Source organism: Ursidibacter sp. B-7004-1 (assembly GCF_053654055.1).
This window is the reverse complement of sequence record NZ_JBSIUP010000002.1, coordinates 50,525-76,079: the sequence shown is the minus strand read 5'-3', so window position 1 is coordinate 76,079 and position 25,555 is coordinate 50,525. Positions and strand designations below refer to the sequence as shown.

33 protein-coding genes are annotated in these 25,555 nt (G+C 37.2%); 2 read left to right on the top strand and 31 right to left on the bottom strand.

What is annotated here, in order from left to right:
• Positions 1-43 precede the first annotated feature (43 nt).
• Complete coding sequence (locus tag ACWIW0_RS01185; RefSeq protein ID WP_454451860.1) at positions 44-349, top strand: hypothetical protein; 306 nt, start codon at positions 44-46, stop codon at positions 347-349.
• Between the two features lie 39 nt (positions 350-388).
• Here the strand turns inward: ACWIW0_RS01185 and ACWIW0_RS01180 are convergent, their stop codons facing one another.
• The 30 genes from ACWIW0_RS01180 to ssb all read right to left on the bottom strand — a co-directional run bounded on the left by ACWIW0_RS01180 (position 389) and on the right by ssb (position 24,848).
• Complete coding sequence (locus ACWIW0_RS01180; RefSeq protein ID WP_454451859.1) at positions 389-1,903, bottom strand: conjugal transfer protein TraG N-terminal domain-containing protein; 1,515 nt, start codon at positions 1,901-1,903, stop codon at positions 389-391.
• Positions 1,903-2,181: a hypothetical protein gene (locus tag ACWIW0_RS01175; protein WP_454451858.1), complete on the bottom strand. Its 279-nt coding sequence runs from the start codon at positions 2,179-2,181 to the stop codon at positions 1,903-1,905. The genes ACWIW0_RS01180 and ACWIW0_RS01175 overlap by 1 nt, the downstream gene beginning before the upstream one ends.
• A gap of 123 nt (positions 2,182-2,304) precedes the next feature.
• On the bottom strand, positions 2,305-2,679 hold the full coding sequence (locus ACWIW0_RS01170) for a hypothetical protein (protein WP_454451857.1): 375 nt from the start codon (positions 2,677-2,679) through the stop codon (positions 2,305-2,307).
• 43 nt (positions 2,680-2,722) lie between these two features.
• Positions 2,723-5,566 (bottom strand): conjugative transfer ATPase, encoded by a 2,844-nt coding sequence (locus ACWIW0_RS01165; protein ID WP_454451856.1) that lies wholly within the window; start codon positions 5,564-5,566, stop codon positions 2,723-2,725.
• A 12-nt stretch (positions 5,567-5,578) separates the two neighbouring features.
• Positions 5,579-5,992, bottom strand: a complete 414-nt coding sequence (locus tag ACWIW0_RS01160) for a TIGR03751 family conjugal transfer lipoprotein (protein ID WP_454451855.1) — start codon at positions 5,990-5,992, stop codon at positions 5,579-5,581.
• Positions 5,993-6,002: 10 nt separating this feature from the next.
• Complete coding sequence (locus ACWIW0_RS01155; protein ID WP_454451854.1) at positions 6,003-7,445, bottom strand: TIGR03752 family integrating conjugative element protein; 1,443 nt, start codon at positions 7,443-7,445, stop codon at positions 6,003-6,005.
• Positions 7,446-7,454: 9 nt separating this feature from the next.
• Complete coding sequence (locus ACWIW0_RS01150; RefSeq protein ID WP_454451853.1) at positions 7,455-8,294, bottom strand: TIGR03749 family integrating conjugative element protein; 840 nt, start codon at positions 8,292-8,294, stop codon at positions 7,455-7,457.
• Between the two features lie 6 nt (positions 8,295-8,300).
• Entirely contained in the window at positions 8,301-8,945 is a 645-nt protein-coding gene (locus ACWIW0_RS01145) for a PFL_4703 family integrating conjugative element protein (RefSeq protein WP_157402546.1), read from the bottom strand.
• Entirely contained in the window at positions 8,942-9,319 is a 378-nt protein-coding gene (locus ACWIW0_RS01140) for a TIGR03750 family conjugal transfer protein (RefSeq protein ID WP_454451852.1), read from the bottom strand. The genes ACWIW0_RS01145 and ACWIW0_RS01140 overlap by 4 nt, the downstream gene beginning before the upstream one ends.
• Positions 9,320-9,333: 14 nt before the next feature.
• Positions 9,334-9,693, bottom strand: a complete 360-nt coding sequence (locus ACWIW0_RS01135) for a TIGR03745 family integrating conjugative element membrane protein (protein ID WP_198303054.1) — start codon at positions 9,691-9,693, stop codon at positions 9,334-9,336.
• Between the two features lie 32 nt (positions 9,694-9,725).
• A complete protein-coding gene (locus ACWIW0_RS01130; protein WP_454451851.1) occupies positions 9,726-9,962 on the bottom strand; it encodes a DUF3262 family protein in 237 nt (78 codons plus the stop codon).
• The gene (locus ACWIW0_RS01125; protein ID WP_454451850.1) at positions 9,959-10,285 is read right to left on the bottom strand and encodes an integrative conjugative element protein, RAQPRD family; all 327 of its coding nucleotides are present in this window, start codon (positions 10,283-10,285) and stop codon (positions 9,959-9,961) included. Before ACWIW0_RS01125 ends, ACWIW0_RS01130 begins: the two co-directional genes overlap by 4 nt.
• A gap of 200 nt (positions 10,286-10,485) precedes the next feature.
• The gene (locus ACWIW0_RS01120) at positions 10,486-10,659 is read right to left on the bottom strand and encodes a virulence-associated protein D (RefSeq protein ID WP_454451849.1); all 174 of its coding nucleotides are present in this window, start codon (positions 10,657-10,659) and stop codon (positions 10,486-10,488) included.
• A 5-nt stretch (positions 10,660-10,664) separates the two neighbouring features.
• Positions 10,665-10,853 (bottom strand): DUF5397 family protein, encoded by a 189-nt coding sequence (locus ACWIW0_RS01115; protein WP_454451848.1) that lies wholly within the window; start codon positions 10,851-10,853, stop codon positions 10,665-10,667.
• Between the two features lie 21 nt (positions 10,854-10,874).
• Positions 10,875-11,615 carry a TIGR03747 family integrating conjugative element membrane protein gene (locus ACWIW0_RS01110; protein WP_454451847.1) on the bottom strand — a complete coding sequence of 247 codons (741 nt, stop codon included), beginning with the start codon at positions 11,613-11,615 and terminating at the stop codon, positions 10,875-10,877.
• Positions 11,615-11,950 carry a hypothetical protein gene (locus ACWIW0_RS01105; RefSeq protein ID WP_454451846.1) on the bottom strand — a complete coding sequence of 112 codons (336 nt, stop codon included), beginning with the start codon at positions 11,948-11,950 and terminating at the stop codon, positions 11,615-11,617. The genes ACWIW0_RS01110 and ACWIW0_RS01105 overlap by 1 nt, the downstream gene beginning before the upstream one ends.
• Entirely contained in the window at positions 11,931-14,093 is a 2,163-nt protein-coding gene (traD, locus tag ACWIW0_RS01100) for a type IV conjugative transfer system coupling protein TraD (RefSeq protein WP_454451845.1), read from the bottom strand. The genes ACWIW0_RS01105 and traD overlap by 20 nt, the downstream gene beginning before the upstream one ends.
• Positions 14,090-14,596, bottom strand: a complete 507-nt coding sequence (locus ACWIW0_RS01095) for an integrating conjugative element protein (protein ID WP_218194828.1) — start codon at positions 14,594-14,596, stop codon at positions 14,090-14,092. Before ACWIW0_RS01095 ends, traD begins: the two co-directional genes overlap by 4 nt.
• Positions 14,597-14,611: 15 nt before the next feature.
• Complete coding sequence (locus tag ACWIW0_RS01090) at positions 14,612-15,448, bottom strand: lytic transglycosylase domain-containing protein (protein ID WP_262508889.1); 837 nt, start codon at positions 15,446-15,448, stop codon at positions 14,612-14,614.
• Entirely contained in the window at positions 15,427-16,176 is a 750-nt protein-coding gene (locus ACWIW0_RS01085; protein WP_454451844.1) for a TIGR03759 family integrating conjugative element protein, read from the bottom strand. Before ACWIW0_RS01085 ends, ACWIW0_RS01090 begins: the two co-directional genes overlap by 22 nt.
• Positions 16,177-16,293: 117 nt before the next feature.
• Positions 16,294-16,872, bottom strand: a complete 579-nt coding sequence (gene pilL2, locus ACWIW0_RS01080) for a PFGI-1 class ICE element type IV pilus protein PilL2 (RefSeq protein ID WP_454451843.1) — start codon at positions 16,870-16,872, stop codon at positions 16,294-16,296.
• Between the two features lie 228 nt (positions 16,873-17,100).
• Positions 17,101-17,433, bottom strand: coding sequence for a hypothetical protein (locus ACWIW0_RS01075; RefSeq protein WP_454451842.1), 333 nt, complete (start codon positions 17,431-17,433; stop codon positions 17,101-17,103).
• A 65-nt stretch (positions 17,434-17,498) separates the two neighbouring features.
• Positions 17,499-17,972 carry a RadC family protein gene (gene radC / locus ACWIW0_RS01070; protein ID WP_157402534.1) on the bottom strand — a complete coding sequence of 158 codons (474 nt, stop codon included), beginning with the start codon at positions 17,970-17,972 and terminating at the stop codon, positions 17,499-17,501.
• Positions 17,973-18,350: 378 nt separating this feature from the next.
• Positions 18,351-18,689, bottom strand: a complete 339-nt coding sequence (locus ACWIW0_RS01065) for a hypothetical protein (protein WP_454450495.1) — start codon at positions 18,687-18,689, stop codon at positions 18,351-18,353.
• Between the two features lie 228 nt (positions 18,690-18,917).
• The gene (locus ACWIW0_RS01060) at positions 18,918-19,100 is read right to left on the bottom strand and encodes a hypothetical protein (protein WP_454451841.1); all 183 of its coding nucleotides are present in this window, start codon (positions 19,098-19,100) and stop codon (positions 18,918-18,920) included.
• Positions 19,101-19,183: 83 nt separating this feature from the next.
• Positions 19,184-19,393: a hypothetical protein gene (locus tag ACWIW0_RS01055; protein WP_198303052.1), complete on the bottom strand. Its 210-nt coding sequence runs from the start codon at positions 19,391-19,393 to the stop codon at positions 19,184-19,186.
• A gap of 52 nt (positions 19,394-19,445) precedes the next feature.
• On the bottom strand, positions 19,446-19,886 hold the full coding sequence (locus ACWIW0_RS01050; protein WP_454451840.1) for an STY4534 family ICE replication protein: 441 nt from the start codon (positions 19,884-19,886) through the stop codon (positions 19,446-19,448).
• Positions 19,887-21,036: 1,150 nt separating this feature from the next.
• Positions 21,037-23,067: a DNA topoisomerase III gene (locus ACWIW0_RS01045; protein WP_454451839.1), complete on the bottom strand. Its 2,031-nt coding sequence runs from the start codon at positions 23,065-23,067 to the stop codon at positions 21,037-21,039.
• 748 nt (positions 23,068-23,815) lie between these two features.
• Positions 23,816-24,262: a hypothetical protein gene (locus ACWIW0_RS01040; RefSeq protein ID WP_454451838.1), complete on the bottom strand. Its 447-nt coding sequence runs from the start codon at positions 24,260-24,262 to the stop codon at positions 23,816-23,818.
• Between the two features lie 70 nt (positions 24,263-24,332).
• Positions 24,333-24,848 (bottom strand): single-stranded DNA-binding protein, encoded by a 516-nt coding sequence (gene ssb / locus ACWIW0_RS01035; RefSeq protein WP_454451837.1) that lies wholly within the window; start codon positions 24,846-24,848, stop codon positions 24,333-24,335.
• 189 nt (positions 24,849-25,037) lie between these two features.
• On the opposite strand from ssb, the gene ACWIW0_RS01030 reads away from it, so the two are divergent.
• Positions 25,038-25,229, top strand: a complete 192-nt coding sequence (locus ACWIW0_RS01030; protein WP_454451836.1) for a hypothetical protein — start codon at positions 25,038-25,040, stop codon at positions 25,227-25,229.
• Positions 25,230-25,232: 3 nt separating this feature from the next.
• Here ACWIW0_RS01030 and ACWIW0_RS01025 read toward each other — a convergent pair whose 3' ends face one another.
• On the bottom strand, positions 25,233-25,445 hold the full coding sequence (locus ACWIW0_RS01025; protein ID WP_454451835.1) for a hypothetical protein: 213 nt from the start codon (positions 25,443-25,445) through the stop codon (positions 25,233-25,235).
• Between the last annotated feature and the right edge of the window lie 110 nt (positions 25,446-25,555).

Here is a 25,555-nt window from a genome sequence, read left to right as displayed (position 1 = left end):
TAGTTATTGCCTATCACTAAAATTATACTTTATGAGGTGAGATATGCCAATTAAGGATAGATTAACTAAATTAAAAAATCGTTATAGTGAGCTTCTTGCAGAAACTCAAGAAAGTAATAACACTTGGGGAGATGAATTTTACGATAAGGAGGCGGCTCAAGAATCTTGGAAGTGTGCTAAAACATTTATGGTGACCTGTGTCTCCAAAGCAACTTTTGAACTGGCGTCAAGACTTTTAAGCCGTAATTCCACTCGGCACGAAGATGGTTATACATCTGGCTGGCAAGGATTAGGAGACTACAGTGGTGGAATTAGACTTGATGATGACAGGGTCGATTATGATGATTAAGATGGCATAATTTATTAACTATGCCATCCCTAATGCTCTTTACTTAACAACCTTATCTGTTGTTTTCTGAGTAGCATTCTGAGCAGATTTAACCCCATCTCCAATAATATTGCTCAATCCTTGCCCCGCCTTCAACCCAGCCCAGCCCAGCATTAAAAACCATAATGTAGGTAATACAAGAAACATTGTAGCAACAACTAGCTTTAAAATACCATCATCGGCATCATTCATTATGCCTGCAAAATTAAATTTTGAATGCGTTTCACTGTTATAGAGTGTTTCCAACATCCAAGTATCAATCCAACGAGCCAATTCCCACCAGAATGAGAGGAAGAAAAATGAAAATTGAACAAAAGTAAGCGTCACAATCGCTTTCACACTGTATCCACTGAATATTGTGACTAATGGAATACCGATGACCACTGCAAGTAATATCAATCCTTGTACCATTGGTAACGCTTGTTTTATCGTATCAAATGCGGGAGCTAATAATGCACCACCTGCTGTTGCCCCTAAAGCACTGGCTCCAAAAGTAACAAATCCTGGTACATTATCTAATAAGTCTGGGCTACTCCAAAATTGACTACTAGAACCATACCCACCATATACACGTCCAGAAGAAACTAAAATATTCTGAGGACTTACCAATCGACGTACCACTAAATCGGTATAATCATCATTACTCTTCCATAGCTTTTGGATTTTAGTAAGTGTATCAGGATTAACCTGTTCTAGTACTCGAGATTTAAGCCCAACACTGCTGTCTGCCCACCATTCTCGACACGATGGAAACCCTCCATTTCCTGTATTTGGTAATCCTGAGTCTCGATGAGGATCATATGCCCAATGTGTTCTTGGTAATTTTGAGCGATAAATATCATAGAATCCTGGAGTATTTAGAAATAAATTAGACCCAATCCAATCCACATCCCTAGACTGTACTTCATCAAGTTCAATTTGCTGACGTTTTACTTTGGCTCTTGCAGGAATAAAGCATTGCTCAACAAAATCTTGTACTTCTCTTCGTAACACAGGATTTGTAATTTGAGTATTTTGCACTTCAAAACGAATCTGACGTAAGTCAGGTTTACAAGGTATTGCCGCTATCGCACCGTGGGTGATTCCTTTACCTAAACTATATGTAAATGCCCACCAAATGGGTAATACTGCATTTTTTCCGCTTAGTTCTGACGATATTCCCGCAATGGTTGTATCTTGAGGTTTATAAACAGATACTCCACACTCTTTCATTCGCTCTGTATTGAGTTGCAAGGTGGAATAAGAGACTTTGAATACAGGTAAGCAAGTGAAGATAATAACTAATAAGCTGAGATAAATACTGTTCTCAATTCTTGTCGCTAGTAATCGCCCTTTATTACCTTCATCATCACCTTCTTCTCGAACTTTGAGGAACAAACTAGCAATATTAAATAAGAATGGTAATGCAAAGACTCCTGTGTGCGTCAATAAATCCCATAATTCATTATGGATAACCCAAGCTGATAGCGTGAGAAAAAACTCAAAATAGGTATCTACGGTCAATGAAATATCCATTATTCCCCCAGTAATTGTGCAAGGTTAATTGATTCAATGACTAACACACTAATAATTGTAGCCTTAACCAATCTTTTATATTCAGACGGTATGTTACCTTTGGTATGTCGATAAATATGGAACAATAAGAAAGCGCCTAAGCCATAAATAACAAAGCGAATGAATAGCCAAATGAGCCAATGAGTACGAACACTACTTACTAAACTTTCGATTTTTACTCCATATTGCAATGCAATATAAGCAAACAAGAATATGATCAAAAGAAATAACACTGACATAGTGATAACTTTAATACTGGATAATAATACCTTTATCACATTACTGTTCGTTTTTTCAACGCCACTCAAAATAGCCACCTATAATAAATAAAATCAATACACTAGCTAATTCATTCAACAGTTTCACACTGACTTATCCACAACAGACGTGCATAATTTATGTTTAACATATTGAACGAACCAATAAGCATCGGTTGCATCACTCAAATTAATGTGTAATCGAGAAAGTATTTCTGGAATTTCAGGGAATTCAGTATATCCTGAAAGTTCAATCGTAAGGTAAAACTGTCCTAGCTCCCCATCAAAACGTACTTTAAGATAGTTAACTCGATTTACCCGATAAGGATGCAAATGAAAGGATTGTACCTGTCCTAATTTCTGCTTTAGTGCCATAATAATCATCTGCATAGGCTCGTTATAGACCGATGACAGATATTTTTGGATTTCATCCACTTCGATAGATGAAGATGAAATCGTAAATAAGGAATGTTGTTTCATTAATACCTCTTTTGCTTTACAACAGTGATCATAGAGAACATTTTTAAGCTGCAATACCTCTTGCTTGATCAATATTCGCAGCAACTTTAATTGCAGCATCAAGCTCAGAGATATTAAACTCTCTCATCAATGCTGCTCGCTCCGCTTTTTCCTCTGGCTCAGTCATTGCTAATGCTAAATATAAACTCGGTGGCACAACTCTAAATAATGCTTCCATTTTGCTTGATAACACAACGCCTTCAGTATATTTACGGTTTTCTTTACGGACAGATGTCACTAAAAATATCTGCTCTGGTGTAAGTTGTTTAAATCGGCTGACTTGTTCAACCTCATCTTTTTCAAGACATAGCAACTCCCACCATTCAAGCATTGAAAGCAATTTCGAAGCATCACCAGGGAAGTCTTTCAAGTTTTGGGTAGCCAACCATAACCAAATACCCAATTTACGCCACATCTTACATGCCTTAGTCAAGAAACGAGCAAGCATTGCATTGACTGTAATAATGTGAGCCTCATCGGTAATATTCACAATCGGTCGTCCCGAGAATTGGTGCTTCTCACCTAGTGAATTGATATGGTTGATTAATGAAATATACGCAATAGCCAACTGAGCTTCATATCCCTCTCGAGCTAAAGTTGCTAAGTCGACAAGGGTAATATCTGCATCTGGCCAAATTTCACCCTCTCGGTTAAAAAGTTCAGCTTCAAAACTACCAGGCAAACAAAACATTCCGATGGCTTCACCCATTTCATAAGCTCGAGTACGACGAGCCTCTGGTAATGATTCATCTCGACTTAAATCATAGAATGCATCACGAATATCCTGAGTAAGTGTGGTACGGCCAGCTTCATATGTCTTTTGTGCGGCTAATAAAATCGCTTTACGGATCATTGCCTTATCAGGACGAGTAAGTTTTTCATCTTCCTTAACTTCCCCACCTGTAATCATTAAGCGAGCGGCAATCTCCATTTCCCCAAGAATATCACGTTGATCATCACCTTCCTCTTCATCTACATTTTCTGTGATAGGGGGTTCTTCTAAATTGTTACTTTGAATTTCTTTTAATAACTCACTTTGTGTTTTAGACAACTCAGGATCTGCAACTAGGCGATGACAATCAGCAAATAAAGGTAGTGACACGCCTCCACCAGGTTTCAATGTAATTCGATTAACCGTCAAACCGTAACGTTCAGCGTATTCTGACATTAAACCAAAAGAATTCCCTGCTTCAATAACGAATAGCCTTGGGCGATGTATAGCCATTAGCTGTGCAATTTTACCATTCAGCGTTGCAGACTTACCTGCTCCTGTTGGTCCAAGGATTAAGCAATGACCACTTTTAGCCCTATCATCTTTATTAAGAGGATCGAAATCTAAAGGGGCACCACCTCGATTAAAATAAGTGATACCAGGATGACGAGTACCTGTTGCACGTCCAAATACAGGTAATAAATTTGCAATATGTTGTACAAAATTGAATTTTGTATAAAGATTATTGCGATCTTCAGCAGGATTAAAACACATTGGCAACCAACGGATATAACTACTTAATGGAGCTATTTCCATTCCTTCTTTAACCGCAATTAGCCCTGTAGATTGTAATGTTGTACGTAAACGACGAGAGCGTCTTTTTAATTCATCAGGCGTTTTAGCTCTCACATAAAAGGCAAGTGAGGAGCGATATAACTTATGTTTATCTTTCAAATATTCTTTGACTCGTTCACAGTCTTTTTTGGCATAGATGGATTCTGTATTTTCCCCTAAAGCACCATCACTAATTCCTTGAATATGAGTTTCAAGTAAGTCCTGTGGATAGACTACAATAGTGGATACCATCACAGTATTCTCAGGTAATAAATCAAATAAACTATTAACATTGTCACCACGTTTCACTTCCCCTGTAAGATGACCAACTTCGGGAGCTCGGCGTAATGAATCAACAACGATGACTTCGTGCGGGCAGTCATCAAAATACCAATAACTCCCCTCTGTTTTGGGTGTATCAACCAATAGTGTTTCAGAAAAATCATTCATTAAGTAGAGATCATCGGGTTTGCCTGTTTCTTTAATTGTATAATGGCAAGTCTTATAGAACTCCTCGGGGTTTTCATAATCTCTGGGAGAGGGATTGAACCAACGTAAAAGCCACTGATGGATTGTATTGCCATCTAATCGTTTAGAGCGAATACCTGCACCTAAAAGAGAATTAGTGACACTATCACAGGTTGCATTTAGATCTTCTAATGCTTGATCTAAAGCGATATGTTTTTCAACATAACGGTAAACTACCATTCGAGTACGACGCTGTTGACCTCTCCATTGTGTCCCTGTTACTGCCTTATCTTCAAATAATCCACCTGGTTTAGATACATCTTTTAAATGCTTGCTCATAATACTGAGCCACTGTTCTGTGAATTCTGAGCCTTGAGCATTGGGTTTTACATAACTACGTAAAATATCTTCATACTCCATAGACATCTCATCATCTTGACAATAAAACTGCACAACCCAAGGTGAGCTATCTAATTCAGCAAAACTGTCTTGAATAGCATTACAAACTTGTGTTCTGACGTTCGCTAAGTAGTCAGCGGAACGACCTTCTGTCCCGATAACGCCTAATTCAAACACTGCACCAACAGAACGACCATCTTCAAGTAGTAAGGCTTTATGATCATCTAAAAACTCGACCCAAGGTAATCTGTCAACAAATGATGGTTGAGCTTGATACTGGTATAAATGTTCTTTACGAGTGTAATTACCTTGTCGTTTTAAGAACATTGGAGTAGATTTTTCCTCCATAGCCTTGTTCTCATTCAACAATACGACACTTTCAGATAAAGGCTCTTTTATTGCTGTTCTAGACTTCCCGAATAATCGTCCAAACATACTACCTCCTTGTTAATAATCTCGAGTTCGCTCACCAGGTTGAGCATATTGTACTCGCCCATAAAAAGGAAATACGGTAGTATATCCAGGGACTGGAACAGGTTCTAATGTATCGGTAAGATGTGGAAATACATACATTACTAAGTCAGGATTTGGCAAACGAGGAAACAAATTTGTTGCTTCATTTGCAGCAGTTCTAGTGTAATGTTTATTTTCTGCTCCATTTGCAAATGCACTATTGATGGGACGAACAAATTGCAATGCATTTCTAGCTTCCATAATGGATGATTGGCCACCATTACCACCTTGCTCCCAAATTTCCTTCATAGAAAGATCACCTAGAGGCAGAAGTTTATCTTGTGAGGTTGAACACGCAGTCAATGCAAGGGTGAATGGCAATAGCAGCATTAATGTTTTAAATTTCATTTTGAACTCCTTAATCTAAGCGACGAGTAGCACTAGAATGTTGATATTTCACCTTACGTCCGCTCGGGTTATAGTCAATCTTCAATTCTTGAGAGATATTCACTACAACTGCTTGACCTGGTGGAACATAGACAGCATCAAAGGCTTGACCATAACGCTGTCTAAACCAATCTGCTGTTTCTTGTAAGCCTCCTCCCAGTGCCTGGCCAAGAATAAATTTACCCTGATTCCCCGTTACTGCTCCAATTACCGAGCCATTGTCAACGACAGTTGTTGTTTGACCTTGTGCTAAACCTTGTGCTGCAGCACCAGCACCAGATAATAAAAACTGACTTGCTAAGTATTCAGGTGCATTAGTTTTACGCTCTCCCGAAATACACGGAACACCATTTGGATTTGATAACCAACCAATCCCAACTTTACTATTTTGTCCATCTTTGGTATTTTGAGCATTAGCAATACGTCCGTCACTGAATACAAAAGTGATACTTTCCACATTTCCTTTCACGCAAGATAACGTCCAATCACCCGTTGCCGTTCCTGATACAATAGCACCTTCAACATCAGGTAATTCGATTCCATTTGCAATCAAATTATCTTGACCAATTTTTATTTTGAATGGGTAAGGATCTGTGACGTTACCATTAATAGGTACACGACCAATCAATGCCGTCATTGATATTGAACCAAGTAAGGTTGAATTTTGGGGTATAGTGAAAAATGGCGTGACATTACTTTTTCTCTCTGAGTTAGGATTAGTCTGAATTTGTTTAGCGGACTCACCAACAACTGATTCATCTAATACCTTGAAAGGATTAGGAAAAGCAGATGTCGCTCCAGGCTCAGCAGAATCAATAATTTTACCATTTCTATCTTTATAAATAGCATCACTTGGATCAACCCATTTTGTATCCTGCTCTTTATGTGAAGGTAATAGCGTATTGCCTGTACCTTGGGTTGATTTTGACGATGAATCCGAACCAAATCCAATAGGATAAGCCTGTTCTTGTGTTGTCGTTGCATTGACATCACTTTGGCTAGATGAATTAGCAATGTCTCGACGCATTGCTTCAATTCTTTGTTCAAATTCAAATTGTTTTTGTTCTAATGCCTCAGAAATTTGCTGCGAAATGTTACTAGCATTATTCTTTAACGCATTATTTTCCTGCTTTAATTTTTCATTTTGCTCTCTAACGGCTTTTACCTCTGCTCGAGTATCTTTTACTGCACCTAATAAGGTTTTAAGTGTATCGTGAGGCGTATCTCCAGCAGTTAGACCAAGCTCCTGTTGTTCTGATTCTGTTAAATCATATACAACGGTTGATGGCTGTGTATTAAGTAGTTCAGCATTTTGTTGCTTACCTTTTAATGCATAGACCCCGACAAAGATTGCTAACCCTACAATAATAAGTACAATGAATTTAGTCATTCCATTCGCTTTTACTGCGGCCATTTTCACCTCCTAACGTTTGGATTTATCGTTTGATTTAGCCTGCTTTACAGCGGGTACAATGGCTTTATTTGGAGAACCTAAAGTCACTAAATAAACTGTTGTTGTATCTTCAGGTGTACCATACTCACCCAACCAATTGTGTTGGAAGGTCGCTGAGTAGAAATTACCCTGTAAATATCTCGGATCTAGGTTTACTCTCCGTTTTTCTAAATGTCTAATACGAACTGCTGTCACTACATATCCATCCATTCCCCAACTTTCAAGTGGAGTAGCTTGAACTGATAAATTAGGGAGCAATGTGGGCAGTGACTTTGGTAATTTCATCGCAACACGTTGAATTCCTGGTAACGGCTCAACTGTACGAAGTGGGGCATACAGAGATTGAGCTGCATAGCGAGTAATGGCAGCTGGAACAGGTAATGCATTTTTAATTGGTGCAACGTCTTCATCAGACACAGAAGTTTGATCGACTTTTTCTGCATTATTTGCGACTTTCTCATCAAAAATAATACGAATTGCCTCTAACTTTTCTTTTCCTGCCTTACTTTTTAAATCAATTAGGATAATTTGCCCTGTTTCGATATCTCGTAACTGCAAACGATTTACCGAAAACTCTTTTTTAGCTTTAAGATAAACTGCACCGCCGACACTTTGAACATCTAATTTATTATCTAACTCTGACGGTACACCGACTTGTACATTCTTATCTAGGAACAAAATTCGTTCCTGACCAGTATGTAGATCGATTCTTAAAGGAATGCGTTGCCACTGCATTAATAGTTCGGCTGAACTGATTGAGCTAATACATAACGCAAGAGAGCTAATTAAATACTTTGTGAGATTATTCATACTTACCTACTTATGTTCTGATTCTGCTTTTGATTGAAGTTCTAAACGTTGTGGCGTTGAACGATAACAATTGAGAGCCAATCCCCAAGGGTTAGCTTCTGGATTAACATCATAACGAACCACGTGCAATGGATAACGAACCAAGACCCGTTTTACTGGATTATCTAAATAATATTCGTCCGTACTTAAATCTAAAGTGACATCCCAATCATCTTGGCTATTGACCTTAACTCTATCTTGACTAAAACCACGACCAGGAATTTCATACACACCACGGACACGGTCACGGAGTTCACCCAATAAATCACGTTGATCATAGTCTTTAAGTAAAAATTGATAACATTGAGGTGTTAAGTATGGAGACAGTGCTTCAATATTGCGTTTATAGTCCTTCTCACCATCCTGAGGCCAGCGATTTAATTGCTGGAATATATAAAAAGTAAAACCATAAACAGAAGATGTTGGAACTTCCCACCACGCTCGAGTTGACCCAGTGCGAAGATCGGGTGGGTTATGAATAGTGAGATATTTTGGAGCAGAATACCAACCATAGCCTAAAATGGCACAAATAATAGTTAGTAAAAAAATAACAATTCTGAGGCTTTGGATGTGAAAGCGGTCACTTCGTAGTGCATTATTGTATTTACTCATTTTCTTTTTGCCTTTTTAACCGTACGTTTAATTGACCAATAATGTGACGTAGTAATGAATTTAGAGGGGTGAGTTTTAAATTCGACAAAACGGTCTAACCAGGTATCTGGCTTACCACGTTTTAGGCGAGAAATGTAAGCACCGCCGAATCGCATTGCTAAATAGCCAATAGCTAACATCCCCATTGGAATTGCATACCAATCAACAGGAAAAAGGAGTATCACCAACAACCCTAATAGCGCACCTAATACGGCACCAATAAACATCACTAAAACTAACTCAAAAAAGGTCATTCCTCTAAATACCGCTGGACGACGATTAAGTCGTTCAGGGATGAACGTAATAGTTTCTGTTGTTGATGCTCCTTCTTTCATAAAACTGTCCTTTCTTATAGAATTTTGCTTGCTTCGGTCACTAACCAAATGATGACAACTAATAAAATAGCACCCACTAATGCAAGCATTCCTAAATCACCCCATTTCTTACGTCCAGCTTGAACTTCACCAAATTCAGAAATGAGAGATCCAGCGACTTTCATAAATGCAAATGCACCAAGTAACAACCCACCTAAAATTAATGCATCATATGCGTGGTTTTTAATCGTATCCATAATACCCGAACCTTCACCACGACTAGGTGCCTGCATTTTGGGTAAATCAGCAAATGCAGGGGCAGATAAAACAAAAATAATGGTCGCTGAAACAGCAGTTTTGATTGTGTTTTTAAGATTGGAAATCATCTTTTTCATAACAAGATCCTTTAAATATGAAGATTAAGTACTTAATGCAATAAGAAATAGCTTAGAATACAGATGAAACAGAAAACCCGAACGCAAATCATTAGAAATTTATTCAGCTTTAGATTGCCTGATTTAACTTCCTCAAATAGCTTGAGTAAAATATATGCACAGACTAAAAATAGAAATGCAAATACCCCAGCAACAACTAAGTTACTCACATCAGCAGCATTACTATTGGAACCAATATTAAATGCTTCCGTTGTTTTAGCTATACTCATTTTTGTCCAGTCCTAGTTCTTTCATACTCCCCCGTTAATGTACGCACATCCCCAGGATTACGAGGTTGAGCTCTATCATTATTAAGATAGTAATGAATGCCTGAACGAACCATATCAATCTCTTTTCTTGCTTTGGCATAATCAAAGTAGAAACGAGTTTTAATGTTTGTGGATTTAGCTTGACTTTGAGCTCTCACTAAGGCTTGCTTTGCTGATTCTAGTTGCCGAATAGCTTGCTCAAGCTCTGCTTGCTCATCAGCAAAGGTATTAGCTGATAGCAAACCTGCAGACAAAAAAAGAAAAATCGGGAAATGTTTTAGCATCGTCTTCTCCAAGATAATTATTTACTTACTGCGAAGAAATAATGCAAAAATCGGCTTTGAAATGTAATGAAAAAGTCTATGTAAAAATAAGAGAGTTTTATGAAAAGCCGATATAGGACTCGGCTTAGTAAAGAAACAAAAAGGGAGGATACAAGGAGTTATAAAAACATAACGATAGATTTTATTAAGTCACCAAATCATTAACTTTTAATGACAGGAGTAAAGTCAGACCATTGTTCAATTCGGAACGCTCTAATATCACGCACAGAATGTGGAAACCACTCCATCGCTTTTAAAGCGTTCATTGCGAGGAATAGATTTGCCATATTTTCTTCCATATCAGCAACCACTAAATCAAACGAAATTGCGTACATCTAATTTACTCCGCATTTGGGTCATTGAGTAATTTTGATAGGCGATATTTTTCCTGCTCACCGCTTTGAATAAGCGTGATATTTACCAATATATCGCCATCAGGCAATTGTTTATCTGGCTCACCGACTTGATATGGGATACCTAAATCGCCAAACGTCTTGATCATTCCCGTTGGAACTTGAGTTGCGTGCATAAAATTTACCTTTGAAATATATTATAAGTATTTTTTGAAATTTGATGCAGTAAGTGAAATCATTATCCCGAACAAAAGTGCTGCTGGGATTAATATCAAATTAGGATGAATAGAAAATGGCAATGATAAATAAACTATCCAAGCAATAAACATTACAGGGACAACCGCTCTTTTGGCGTGATGATATTTAAAGGCTGATTCTCGACCAACACCAAACCGACGTAGATCTCGATTAACAAGGCCATCAACTAATCCGACAAGCCCAGCAAGCAGAAACACGGGACTGGTTAACACAATGATCATTAATCGAATAACAAAGACGATGATGACATATAAAGTCGATTCTATGTAGGCTCTTACATAAAACATCGTATAGGCTAACCAATCCGTATTTTTGATTGTATCCCAGTTCATTTGACGGAAATTAATATCGGCAACGTGATTGGTTGGGCTATTTAATAACTGCTGAATACCTGTCTTAACAAATAACCAGTGATGAAGAAACTGAATAATCTGCTCAGCAAGTGTCACAGGATAACTATAAATGAGGCTTTGCTGGAACTCAGCTGAAAGCCACCCTAACTCATCTTGCATTACTTGCTTACTGTGTAAATGTCCTTGTTCAGGCCATACAAACGTAATACATAACCATTCAACAATGATGCTTAAAATAAGTGAGATAATCAATGTAGTCACAATACGACAAGGCAAACTTGATTCTTTTCTCGCTGGGGACGAATTTTCTTGTTGATTTTGAGCCATTAATGCACACTCTCTTTACGAAATAATTCACATTGTACTAAGATCCTACCTGGGTATTTGCTATTGAACCTGATGTCAAAGGCAAACTCCATATTTTTAGAGAGCTGAACATCATTAGCCGTCCATAACTCGATATCAAATTGTGTCAAATACTCAGATAGTCCGTGCAATGAACAACGAGTTTCATCCCAGTATGGATAAATAGTACTGGCAAAGAAGTTCAATCTTTCCTGAGCGAATTTACCCGTACTCGAACATAAGAAGTTCTCGCTATCAAGTAATACATACATATCTGGAATTTGAGTTAATAATACGTTAGTTATTTTCGGGTTCATCTTGTAGTTTTCCTATTGGGAATCGAGATTTATTTAATTCATCAAAACTTGCCATTACTTCTGCGTTAGGTTGATAATTATTCACACCCTCCCACCAGTTTTCACCAGTGCGATAGTTTGCTCGCATATTATTGGCTAATTCTTGTAAACTTGCTGGCATCATATCATCTTTATCTTCTACTGGGAGCGGCATACGAATTTTCCATAATTGACCACCTTCAATCATTGCAAATGCTTGCCCCTTAGGTAAGTTCATAATCGTCGCTACCGAAAGCATCTCAGCATCTTTCACAATAACACGATCTCCCGTATTAGAGCCAAAGTCTTTATCTGATGTCGGGTCATTACTATCCGTCGTACTTGAGATGGCCATCACTTCTAAAATACTTGTTTTGGGTAAATTTTTAGTCAGTAATTCAGCCGTAGCGGGTTCTTTTACTCTCAGCATTACCATCGTATTAAAGTTCCCGACAATCTGTCCTGCTTTTGATGCATCCTGAGTACGAGCTTGGATATCAGAAACCGTCTGTGTATAGGCGGTAATCTGCATACCTGCACCGCCCCCTTTATTGATAAGTGGGATAAACTCATCACCGATCAACTCGTTGAACTCATCACAATGTACATTAATCGAAATTTTAGATTGTTTTGTCCCAGGTTGATGAGGTAAACCGTCATTAATACCAAATTTATAAATATGGCCAGCCATCGAAACTAAGTCAGCAAACATTGAATTACCCACAGCAGATGCCACGGTCAAATCAGACAGTGCATCTAAACCGACATAAACAATCCCTTTTTTACGAATCACTTCTTCCCAATCAAAAATAGGGCGAGTATCCGTAATATCTGCATAATTAGGCGATAATAACTCAGCAACTTTACCTGATGTTAATTTTTCTAATAACGGTAAAAGCGAGGCCACGATTTTATCAAAGTATGTTTTGTCGTAACGCACCGCACTACACAACCCATCTAGTACGGGGTCGAAAATCTTTTCGTCTCGAATATATTGCTCAACAGCAACAACCATTGGATTTCGACCTTTCATCGCAAAAGACAAATTTTTCTGATCGATATTAGCAGCCGCTTGTGCAATAGCTCCCCACAGGTCGGGATTTTGCCTGTCGAAATAGACTTTAGCATATTCTAAAAAGAGCGAATCAATGCTTCGTACATATCTAGCAATCTGTTCATAATCAGGTCGATAGCCTAGTTCGACCAAAGCTCTAGCAATGATATTCACAAATCGCCAAGCAAATTCTTTAAATGCTGCTGAATTACCTGCACCACTTAATTGTCCCGAAATACGAGAAGCAACCTCAGTAATTTTATTAAAGCGGCCAACGGCATTATAACGAGCTGAAATATCGGGCCATCCTAAATGGAAACAGTAGAATTCATTTTCTCGCCCCGCTCGTTTTGCCTCTGCATACATTCTTTTCAGAATATCGGCATCGCCCTTAGGATCGAAGAAAATAACCACTTCTCGTTCTTCAAATGTCTTTCCACGATTAATATCTTGAGTAATAAGCAGTTCCGCTAATCGGGTTTTACCAACACGAGTTGTACCGAGCACTAGCATATGTCCAACACGGCTAGATAGCGGTACAGTCACATTTTCCTCATTGAGTTCTACACCGTGGATAGCAGGATTGCCTTCAACAGGTGGCAAAGGACGAAATGGATTTAGAGGGTGATCTTTAGAGGTTAAACGACTTAAAAAATGATCTTCGTGTTTTTTCTCAAATGCTTTGACCCAAGAATAAAGTGCAGATGGTGTCACATATTTTTCACCGTAGAGTTGAAAGCAATCGTGCAAACGCTGCGTATGACGAGGAGTCCAGCGGAAACCTTGTCCCAAGAATAGGTATTTTTTGCCTACTGGTACTTGTTTACTAGACATTGTATAGCGAGATAATCGCTTTAAATTACGCTGATAGCGAATAATTTTCCAACCTTGCCTAGCTCGAACTAGAGCTAATATCGCAAACCCAGCCCCAAGTCCGTGACCAACAGTTGGATTTAATGCTAATGCCCAAGGGGCACCAATGCATAAAGTGGCAGCACTAGCACTGGCAATTGAGGTATAAAATTCAACAGGGGGTCTAAGTAATGATTCAATCAGATATTTATTACTCATTGTGAAATGCCCTCCGCTGTCAATAACAGTGGATAATGAAAGATACCTAATCGTTCTGCTAAGGTATCTGCAGGTGATGGCATCAACGTTAATTCAGGTACAATGTTTCGTAAGATATTCATTTCATCAACGGTATTCACGTTAATCACCAATCCCATTGCATTCATTTTGACTAAATCATCTCGATGTTGGCTAAGCCACTGGCGAGATGTTTCATCTGCACCAATTAAGAACATTGGTAATGCACCAGGTAAATTCAACGATTTTGCTTGCACTTTTCCTACCGACCATTTATGAGAAACCACAGGTAATAACTGTTCTTCAGTCACTTGTGATGGAATAGCATTAGGATGTTTGGGTGCAGTTTCTGAATGGACAGGTTGAATAGGTTCATAAAAACGCACTGCACTTTCACCCCCGAGATCAGCGATGACTTTTAATTCAGCGGAGATATTTATAGAGAAAATCCCCAGACAAAGTAATGTAAATACATTCTGTTTCATTATTTATCTATTCCTTTAAAGTTTCTGCACTGGATTAACCCAAACCACTTGCTTATCACTAGGTTGGATCCAACGCAATTTAGGTTGTTCTCGTTTAATATAAGATTGACTCGCCGAAGAGATAACATTTTGAATAGGTAATTTTGTAGCAGTCAGAGCATCATCCATCCTAGACTTTGTTTTTTTAGGAATGTCTCTTTTTACCTCATTTTGAGCAGTAAAAGTCTTGTTATCGTTTGAATAAAGTGATTTAGAGGGAATCGCATTAGCAATCTGTTTATGGCTGTTATAGCGATTTTTTTGATAAGTGAGGAAATCGTTCACACTCATCCATCGTTTCATACCATTACGTCTCATATTACGAATATCATCAGCATTTGCTCGACCTTGTAATGCACGGTGAAAGCCATCTAGCCCAATATTATGAGCCATATATAAATTCTCATCTGAGCTTTTAATCCCTCGTTCTGCAAATTGTTGAATATGTAATCTAGCGAGTAATCCTGTCGCTAAAGTATTGACTCTTTTATTTAGTCTAGGATCTGCATAAGTACCACGAGTTTGTTGAGAAATAGGTTTCATTCCAATCGCTTTTCCCTCGGGCATAGTAGCTAGCCAATTCCAAGTGCGGAAAGTAAATTGTCCAACCCCTGTAGCACCAGTTGGAGAAATATTATTTGTCCAACCATTTTCCATTTTAACTAATCCTCGTAGCATCTCCCTAGGGATTTGATAACGTTTAGCCGCTTCATCAATATAAGTATCTACATCAAAACCGAATCCATTGAATGCAATTGCTGAATGGACTGAGCCTAATAGGATAGCTGAAATTAATAGACGAGAGATTGCCATTCACCATTTCCTTGAATAATAAATGCAGCTGGCATTTTACCATTCGCATAATGTAGCCAATATCCACTATCGTGATTTAGGGTAATTTGGCGATTTTTAACTTTATTAATATCAATTCGGTTTTTTACTGCCCATTGCTGAATCTTATTGTCATCTTGCATACTATCGACGATATAAATATCAACAGGATTATTCCCTGCACGACTCCATAATCGAGTGAGATGATCTACGCATTTATCACAATCTGTGCGAGTAAAATAGATGATACGACCTACCGCAGCTGAAGTAGTAGATACACTTTCGGATTTAAACGGTAAAACATTAGGATATAAGCGTTCAAATGCTCTGTTGTAAGCGATTTGAAAAGCAAATTCTTTTTCTACTCTTTGGAATTCTTTTTTAGCAAGTAGTTCTGCGTAGCGATCACGCTCAGCATCACTACGAGCTTCAATACCTAGCGTTGTTAAGGGATCTAAACTAGGAGACCAAATGCCACGAACCCCTTTTTTCAAGAGTTCATAACGACTCCAATCATCACGAGTTAATCCCCATTCTGACCATTTATCTTCTGAATTTGAAACATTAAGATTTTGCTCCACAGATTGTTGCATCGTATTGGATTGATTTAAGGTATTGACTATAGAAGATTGGGAGGTGTTTGCCAAAATAGATGGGCTTGGAAATACCAGTATCATTCCAAGCATCATCGGAAGAATTTTAGAAGTCATAACATAGCCTATTAAGATAATAAACAATGAAATGACTATGCCAAAAAACAAAATTGAGAGTAATGAAAAAGTCTATTATTTTTTAATATGATTTAGAAATAGATTTTTTCAGCTTTATTATAATTGTCCTTCTGATTGACTGGTTTCGACTTGAATCATCGGTGCAGTCATTTTCGGTACTGAATTCCTACGTTCAAAACAAACCTGGCGAAGAGTATCATTAACCGTTAGCTCATACGCCTCGCCTGATAGCATTTGTAGTGCTTCTCTTAAACGCATCGGTCCAAACTCATAATGTACTTTAGGTAATTGATGATTAAAGAGACTTCTTACTTCTGGGCTGGGTACACTGCATAATGTGAATCCAGTGTCTTTCAATGTATTCCAAATTCCTTGTTCGACAGTAAGCGTATGCTGTTTCTTTTTTCCTTTCATATTCACTTGGACTAGCTGTTCAAGGAGATATTTTTTCCCACCGATAGGAGAACTACTGACTAGTGTATAGCGACCATAACGAACGACATCGGGATGCTCTTGATAAGTTGAAGTATAAATATCTTCTTCTATTTTACGTCCGTGTTCAATTGGAAGTGGCTTTAATACGGTTGTATTAACTTCCGATGGGTTAAGCTCGCCAATTTGCATATCTTTAGGCAATGGATTACCTGGTGGTAAAGAATTTTCCGCATTATCCATATTTTGTTTTGAATGGTTAACACATCCCAAAAGCCCTAGGCTAAAAAATACAGAAAAGAGAAGTGATTTTTTCATAATTTTTCCTTAGTACAATTAAACGCTAGAAAGACGGAATAACTATGCAAAAAATCGCCTTAATTTGTAATAAAAAACACAATCTTGAAATTGAATAATTTTTATCAAAAAAATAGGCATTCCTATATTGCGATAGGAATGCCTTTGAGAAAATTAATATTCATAAGCCATCATAATTGTGGTGTAACTGCGATCTGACTCAGTAATCACAAATACAGTTTCATTTTCAATGCGATAACTCGAAATAACTCGCTCTCCCATCAATAATGCCTGTTCGTTTTGATACCAATCCAGTTCGTCAATATCTCCCCAATCTTTACGCATATGTCGTCGAAGTAGGTTAAGCACATTATCTTTCCCTAATATCGACAATACGGTTGAGGTTGCATTCACTTGACCTAACTCTACCGTTTTTTTCATACCATAAATAGCTTGATTTTGTCGAATGTGTGCCAAATGCTCAGCACTAAGTTTAGTTTCTAACATATGAAAATATCTCCTAAGAGGGATACTTTCACCATACAGGGAAGTATCCCTATATGGGTTAATCATTACAATATAAAATTTTCTACAAAACTAAATGTATCCTTCAGCGTGACAACAAAATGGTCTAATACACGAATATCAAATAATTCTGCAGCTTGCTTAATTTTAAATGTAATATTTTTGTCTGCTTCACTTGGTGTTGATTTTCCTGATGGGTGATTATGTGCAAGAATCAATGCTCCCGCATTTAATTCTAAAGCACGTTTTATAATCTCTCTAGGATAAACCGCACTAGTATTAAAGGTACCTTGAAACAAAACCTCAGATGAAATCAGTTTATGTTGGTTATCTAAAAATAGCACAACAAAATTCTCTCTATCATCTGTAGCGATTTTCATCCGTAGGTAATCTCGCACAATCTCAGGATTTGAAAATTGTGGGGTGTCACCATAACTCGGATGTTGTTCCATAATTTTCTCTAACAATAATAGTGCTTGTTCTAATACCAAATTTTCAGACGACGTTAAAAAATTACACATAACAAGTTTCTCCTAAAAGAAAGGGAAACCTGCTCCCCCTAGAGAAAACAATGTTTCCCTAAGGGGGTAATTAATCGGGCAAATATAGGTTATGCCCAAAGTACAGTTATTCATTTATAAGCTTTATTTGCTTCCACAATACAATTAAAAACATTGTTTTTAGCACAGAAAGCAATAATGAATGGGTTGTAGAGTCATTTAAATACCAGAGTGTTATAATTTTGATAATATTTGCCAAAATTATCACTCCAAATAAGATATACAACGTTTTGAATGAAAATAAAGTGTTGAAAGAAAACATAGTATTTCTCCAAATAAGATGGGGAAATACTATCCCCTTGGAGATCGTATTTCCCCCTTAGGGTTTAAATATTAAAGTTACTGTGTATAGGTTATACGATGTTTTTCGACACAACCCCAATAATCTTCTTCTGTACAAATATCCCACTCATTAATAACCAAGTGGGTATCAATTGAATTTACATAGTAAAACAGCGTTAAATCTGATTCATCTTTTCCTGTTTCCTCACAGAAATGGGATAAGATGCGATCTAGCACTAATCGTTGGTAAATATTTCCTAAGATAGGTGGTTTCTCCGATTGTCTAGCAATCTCCCAGACTTCATCATCTGCAACCCAATCATTGTAATGGGAAAGAATATCTTCCCAAGCCTCGCATTTACGGGAACAATTAAGAGGAATGTTTAAAAATGACATAATGTGTCTCCTAAAGAAGAAAGGGAAACACTGCCTTACCTAATAGGGAAGTGTCCCCATTGGGTAAATGTTAAAAAATGAAAGAAACAGACCGCTAGCGAGGTCTGTTATATGGTTAAGTTATTGCAAATAAAGTTGCCTTACAGTAGCGTTCTGCGTTCATCAACTCGTGATGAGATGCTACGGTTTGTTCAAAAAGTATGGACAAATTCATAATATAATTCCTTATCATTCAGGATCATCATAATATTCACCATCTTCATTTGCACCGAACCACTGGCTAATAACATTAACGTTTATTAGTTCAATATCATCGCTGTTTTGCCAGAGATTTAATTGTTGCTGAGTTATGACAAAGTGGTCTTGCTGTTGAGTCTGTTTATTACGAAATACGACAGAATAAAGTGACATAATTTTCTCCTTTTAAAGATAGCCAACACAACTTTTGCTGTACTAGCTAACTAAAATTAGCAGGATTCTATAAGTGAACCAGATTATTTACCTTTCGATGCCATAAATGCGAGATAGCCTATACTATTTTGCATTGGATCTTTGTTATATTTCAGAGCGTATAGGATTTTTAAAATCCGTTCACTCTCTTGAATACGAGTTCTAGCAATTTCATCGGTTTCTTCACTTTGGTACCAAGCTGTATAGCGTTGGTCTAAGCGTAAAAATTCATCTTGAATATATTTATCCAACATAAAAATATCCTCTAAAAATAAAGCCCAACAATATTGCTGGGCTAAGGTTGATTTAAGCATCAACTTCATCTTGTTTTTTAGACTCTTGGTATTTTACTTCGCCATCAATTTTAATCATTTTGATACGAATTAAACGACCTTTAAGACTTACGCCTGTATCACCTTTTTTATGAAATTTACTATCTGTTGAATAAGTAAATGTGTCTGTCCATAAATCGGCAATAACGAATGAAATTAACACTTTTTTCTGAGCTTCAACTGCTTGCTCGCATTTTCTGACAAGGGCTTCAGCATCTTTGCCTACAACATTGACATCAAAATAACGATATTCAAGTTCATCAGCAGGACCGGTTAAAGCAGCAATTTGGCAAGCTAAAAATGAATTACCTTTTTTACCTTTCGGTTGTACTTCACGAATGCGACTTAAATAGCCCACACCATGAGTATGAAGATTAAAATAGTTAGCTTGTTGAGTAGAAGTTTGAGTAGTCATAGTTTGTTTCTCCAAAGAATAAAAAAAGCGGAGAAACATTCCTACCCAATACGGGAAAAACGTTTCCCGCCTAGGGTTAAAATTGGTTGTGAAGTAAACGATCCCAATAAATTGGAGTCCTTTTCAGATCGCCGAGGAACATTTGGGAGAGTTCATTCTATCCACCGATAGAATTATCGCTTTCAGAACTCTACGATATTTAAGTGCTATCAACGATAGCGGCTTAATGCATAAATCATAAGCAAAAAATTAATGTTTTATAACATTAAATTCTATTTTGAATTTAGAGATTTAATCCCGATACGCCTAAATACAGTAGACAAACGCCGAAGGAAAAATGAATGATTGTGCGTATATATTCTTTAGGTTGGCTAAAAAAGTAGAGAATTCCCATTAATGTGTTTATACCACACAAAATAATGAGAAATATGCTTAACAGAATCATATAAATCACCCACAATTAATCTTTTTTGGCTATTATAACGATAAAGTTAAAGGGTTAAATTAATGAAATTTAACTGAAATATTTTGGAAAAAGCTTATTACCGTCATTGCAAAGCTGATTATTGTAATCATTATTGAAAAAAGAAAAACCCTAGAACTTCCGCTCCAGGGCATTGAATAAAAATTTGATAATAATCACGATTAAATATATAGACTAGTTGGACCATATAATACAAACGCTGAAAATAGTGTTTGTTCTCGTCAAGACATTAACTACTTTCTTTTTGCATTATCCGATAACAAAGTGGTCATTTATCGGCAGTGACACGCACCAAATATGGCACAAAGGGCACCTCTTTTTTCACCAGGAGGCTCTGGGATAGATAGAGTTTGCGTAATGCAAGGACAGCAATATTCTCATAGGCAAAATATTCCTGTCCTTACAATACCCTAATGGAGTAAGATGGGGTCGCCCTACGATCCCTTAATGTAGTTTGACCCGATAGAAGAGTAAACACCCCTAGTTATAGAACTAGAGCCCTTTTCTGGGTGCTGAGGGACATTTAGGAATGTAGTCAGAGCTAGTAGAGACCCTCTGCCACATCAGACTATTTGATGACCGACAAATAGCCAAAACGGCTTTTAAGACCTGATTCTAGCACGTTAAAGCACAAAGATCCAAATTTAGACTGAATAAATCAAAACATCAGGATAATATTTTACCTCTAACTTGCTCAGAAATAGATAATGGTTTACTACCTGCTTTTGAACGACCTTTTGCTTTGCTAGTAATATTCTCTATAGCATCACACTGAGGATACTTTGAACATCCCCAAAATGCCCCATTTTTACCCGTTCGTTTTACCATTGGAGAGCCACATCTAGGGCATTTTTTAATCTCAATTTTCCCTAGTTTCATACCTTGTTTAAGACACATTTGCATCAAATGACGGATAAAACCTTCTTGTTTCTGCATAAAATCCTCTAACGAAAGTGTTCGCTCTGCAATCTGATTTAAGGCCTGCTCCCACAATGCGGTCAATCCTGGATTTTTTAAAAGTTCAGGTAAGTTATCAGCTAAAGCACATCCTTCAGCCGTTGCTATTAAAGATTTACCTTTTTTCTTAATAAATCCCTTATTTAGTAATGTTTCAATCACACTAGCTCGAGTAGCTTCCGTTCCAAGTCCTTCTGTTTCACGCAATCGTTTTTTTAACTCCTCATCGGTAACAAATCTTGCCGCATTTTTCATTGCTGCAAGTAAAGTACCTTCCGTGTAATGGCTCGGTGGTGAAGTTTTGAGAGATTTGAGTTCAACATTTTGAATATGGCATTGTTGATTTACCGAGAGAGGGGGCAATCCTTGAGTTTCTTCATCTTCTTCAGTACTTTTACCAAATAATATTTTCCATCCTGTAGCAATTACAACCTGTCCTTTCGCAATTAAGGTATGTCCAGCACAACTTAGTGTGACGATGGTTTTATCTGATTCAAAATAAGGTAAAAATTGAGCCAAATAACGACGACGAATGAGATCATAAACTTTAAATTCATCGGAGCTTAATTTAGCTAAATTACCTCTTGAAACAGTAGGAATAATACCGTGGTGAGCGGTAATTTTCTTATCATTCCAAACTCTAGATTTTTGTCGCAAATTAAGATTGGGAACCAATTTTTTCAGATTAGTATCTACTGAACACAATGATTGAATAACACTTCCGACATCAGAAAATTGAGATTCAGGTAAATAACCGCAATCTGTACGAGGGTATGTGGTAAGTTTATGAACCTCATACAGTGATTGGGCAATATCTAATACTTGTTGAGCCCCCATACCATACAAGCGGTTACATTCGCCTTGAAGATCACTTAATGCAAAGAGAAGCGGATGACTTATTTTTTCTCTTTTTGTACTCACATCCAAGACTTGAGCCACTTTTGCTTGTTGTACTTGTTGATGAACTTGCTGTACCAAAGCCAGATTAAGGCAACGCCCCTCTTCATCACAATACTGCTCAGGAGGAACCCAGCCTGCAATAAACGATTGATTTGCAGTAGAATTAAGTTGGACGCTTAAAGCATAATGAGACACAGGCACGAAATTAGCAATATCCCTATCTCGGTTGACGACCATTGCGAGTACGGGGCTCTGTACTCGACCAACCGATAGTGGAGGACCTTGATATCCTTGTTGTTGAGCCAATAATGTAAATAGCCGAGAGAAATTCATCCCAATCAACCAGTCTGCTCGACTTCTACCTAAACCAGCATAATACAAAGGCAGGGTTTCTTGATTTGATTTTAAAGAGCTTAACGCTTGGCGAATACTGGCATCATCTAAAGCGGATAGCCATAACCGTTGAATTTGTCCTTGATAGGAAGCAATATCTAATAACTCACGGGCTATCATTTCGCCCTCACGGTCAGCATCAGTAGCAATAACCAAATGCTTAGCTTGTTTAATGAGTTTAATTACAATGTTATATTGCTTTTTTGTTTCTTTTTTAGGTGCAACACCCCAATGTTTAGGAATAATCGGCAATGTCTCAAATGACCAGCGTTTATATGCAGGATCATAATCTTCTGGCTGAAATTGTTCGACTAAATGCCCAACACCCCAAGTAACACAAATGGCATTATCAGTAGTAGCTAAATAACCATCACCATTTCGATTAGCCCCTAAAATTCTAGCAATATCTCGACCCTGTGATGGTTTCTCGCAAAGAAAGAGTTTCATGTTATCTCCATAAATGAACAGGCTTAGGCGTATTACAAACAAGGAAGAAGAACTGCTCAATAGCTTAATCTCTTGAGAAAATAATGAGTTTCATAAAAAAACTCCCAGTCATATAAATAACTGGGAGAATCCTCTAGGAGGTTTTGTCACACCATTATAGTTTACCCTAGTAATTACTAGAATTAGAACCGTAGATACTTTGGTTAATTTACTCTGCTATTTCGCCTACTTTAGTATTAATCGCACTTATCAAATTAGAGAGTTCTTTCACCTACCATAAAACCAATTTCTAACAGCCATTTATCCATAAGACTCCTCAAGTTTATTTTAATAATTTACGTAGTTTTATTAGAAACCATACAACATATCCCAATAAAGAGATAGTGATAGAAACTCTAATTAAAGGATATGTCATCTCATAGTAATTGCTATTTATTGCATTTACATTTAAATCTAAGAACACAATAAGAGAGATGGTGGTAAATGAAACAGAAAAAAGAAGAAATACGACTAAAATATCTTTAAGAAAATGACTCAATGTGCTTGAAGTAGCAGGAACCAATGCTTTTAATATATCTTTATGCATAAAATCTCCAATTAGCATCTAAAAAAATGGCACCTTAATAGGTGCCTAATCTATCTTCGTTTTTCGCCTTTTTGTTGTAATTCGGAAATATAACGTAGCGATGCCATTTTAGCGGTTAAAGCAATAATAGATATAATAATTATAAATTACATATAAAAGACTTTATTTAATTGCTTTCACCAATCGTTTTTCTAATCTTTGAGCGTATTCTTCTGTCGCATAAATTTCCCAACGGACAATCGTTTTTTTACCCTCTTTTTCTAATATCACTGAAGTTGTGTAATATTTAGGAAAAATTTTCGGCTCTGATTCAGCTAATTCCAATTTGTAATAAACGTTTGGCACAGCTTCTCTTGTCTTTAGATTTAGTTCACGTTTAAGTCTAACAAATAGGTTATCTATAGTGCTTTGAGATTTATAGCTGTCACTATAATTATTAAAAGTTATTTGCTCAACTCGAGTGTTAGTTGTGGTATTTTGCTGGCCATCACGAATTTCAATCATTTTACCCGCCCATTCACCAACTTGTTGATTCACCTCGGCAAGTTCAGCACAACCAGTCACAATACTGGCACAAAGGATAGGTATAATAAATTGTTTCAGTTTCATAAGGGATCTCCTGAATAACACAGATATGTGGGCAGTTATTTTACTACGCAGCCCATACGTAGCCAACTAGCTAAATAGAATAAATGGTTATTTTACTGTGACTATGATGAACGGGAGCAAAAGGGATATCATCATCAAAATTATTTAATGTTGGTTCCCCACCCTGTGGTTGGGATGCTGGTTTTGCTTGAGACATATTAGAAGATGAAGGAGGTTGCTCTGTACCATAATTATTCCCTTGATTATTAGCATTACGGCTACCCAACATTTGTAACACATCACCTTGAATTTCAGTTGTATAGCGATCTTGTCCATTTTGATCTTGCCATTTACGTGTACGTAAACGACCTTCTATATAGACTTGTGAACCTTTATGGAGATATTGACCAACGACTTCAGCTTGACGGCGATAAAATACAATACGATGCCATTCAGTAATCTCTCGACGCTCGCCTGTATTTTTATCAGTCCAGCTTTCACTTGTTGCAACGCTAATATTAGCCACAGCCTCACCATTTGGCATAGTACGCATCTCAGGTTCATTACCGAGATATCCAACAATAATTACTTTATTTACACTAGCCATTATTTTACTCCTTTCAATGAATTAAATTTGGATTATTAAACTTGATTTCATAAACGAAAAAATCATTTAATTAAAATTCCATCGGAATGAATTTCTAAGATGTGAGTCGCTTATTTAGCCACATCGACTCTATGTGGTATATTGAGTCTCTATTTTTTATCTACCACAACAAAACATAGGAAACTCAATATGTCAGAAAAACTTAATATTACTTTTGGTGAAGCAGTTATTGCAGCTTCAAATCTCTTATCTTTGGATTTAGGTGAAAAAAATAGTTCAATCAAACAAGAGTGGGATGAATCACCTTACCGCAGGGAAGATTTTATTGCTGATAAATTGAATGATTTAGCCAAATCTATTTATAAAACTTGCAATCAATAGGCATTACTGTTTTTCATAAGTATCGAAAACAGGCCAAGGTTTTTTATCTATCCATCTTTCAGAATGGAACTCATTCATCTTATCAATGATTTCTTTAGCTAGTTTACGCTCTTCATGAAAACGAGAGCGTGTTATCTTACCTTGTTCATTGATCTGATGTTGAATAATCGTTTCACCATCTATTTCAACACTGAATGTCATCTTCACATTTACCATCATTTTCTCCTCAAGAGTAAAGGCGTTTTCTCGTCAAAGGTAAGGGGCTTCGCCCCCTTACCTTTAAAAGGCCTTTTAGTCTAGGCTTTGCATACGCACTTACTTCTAGG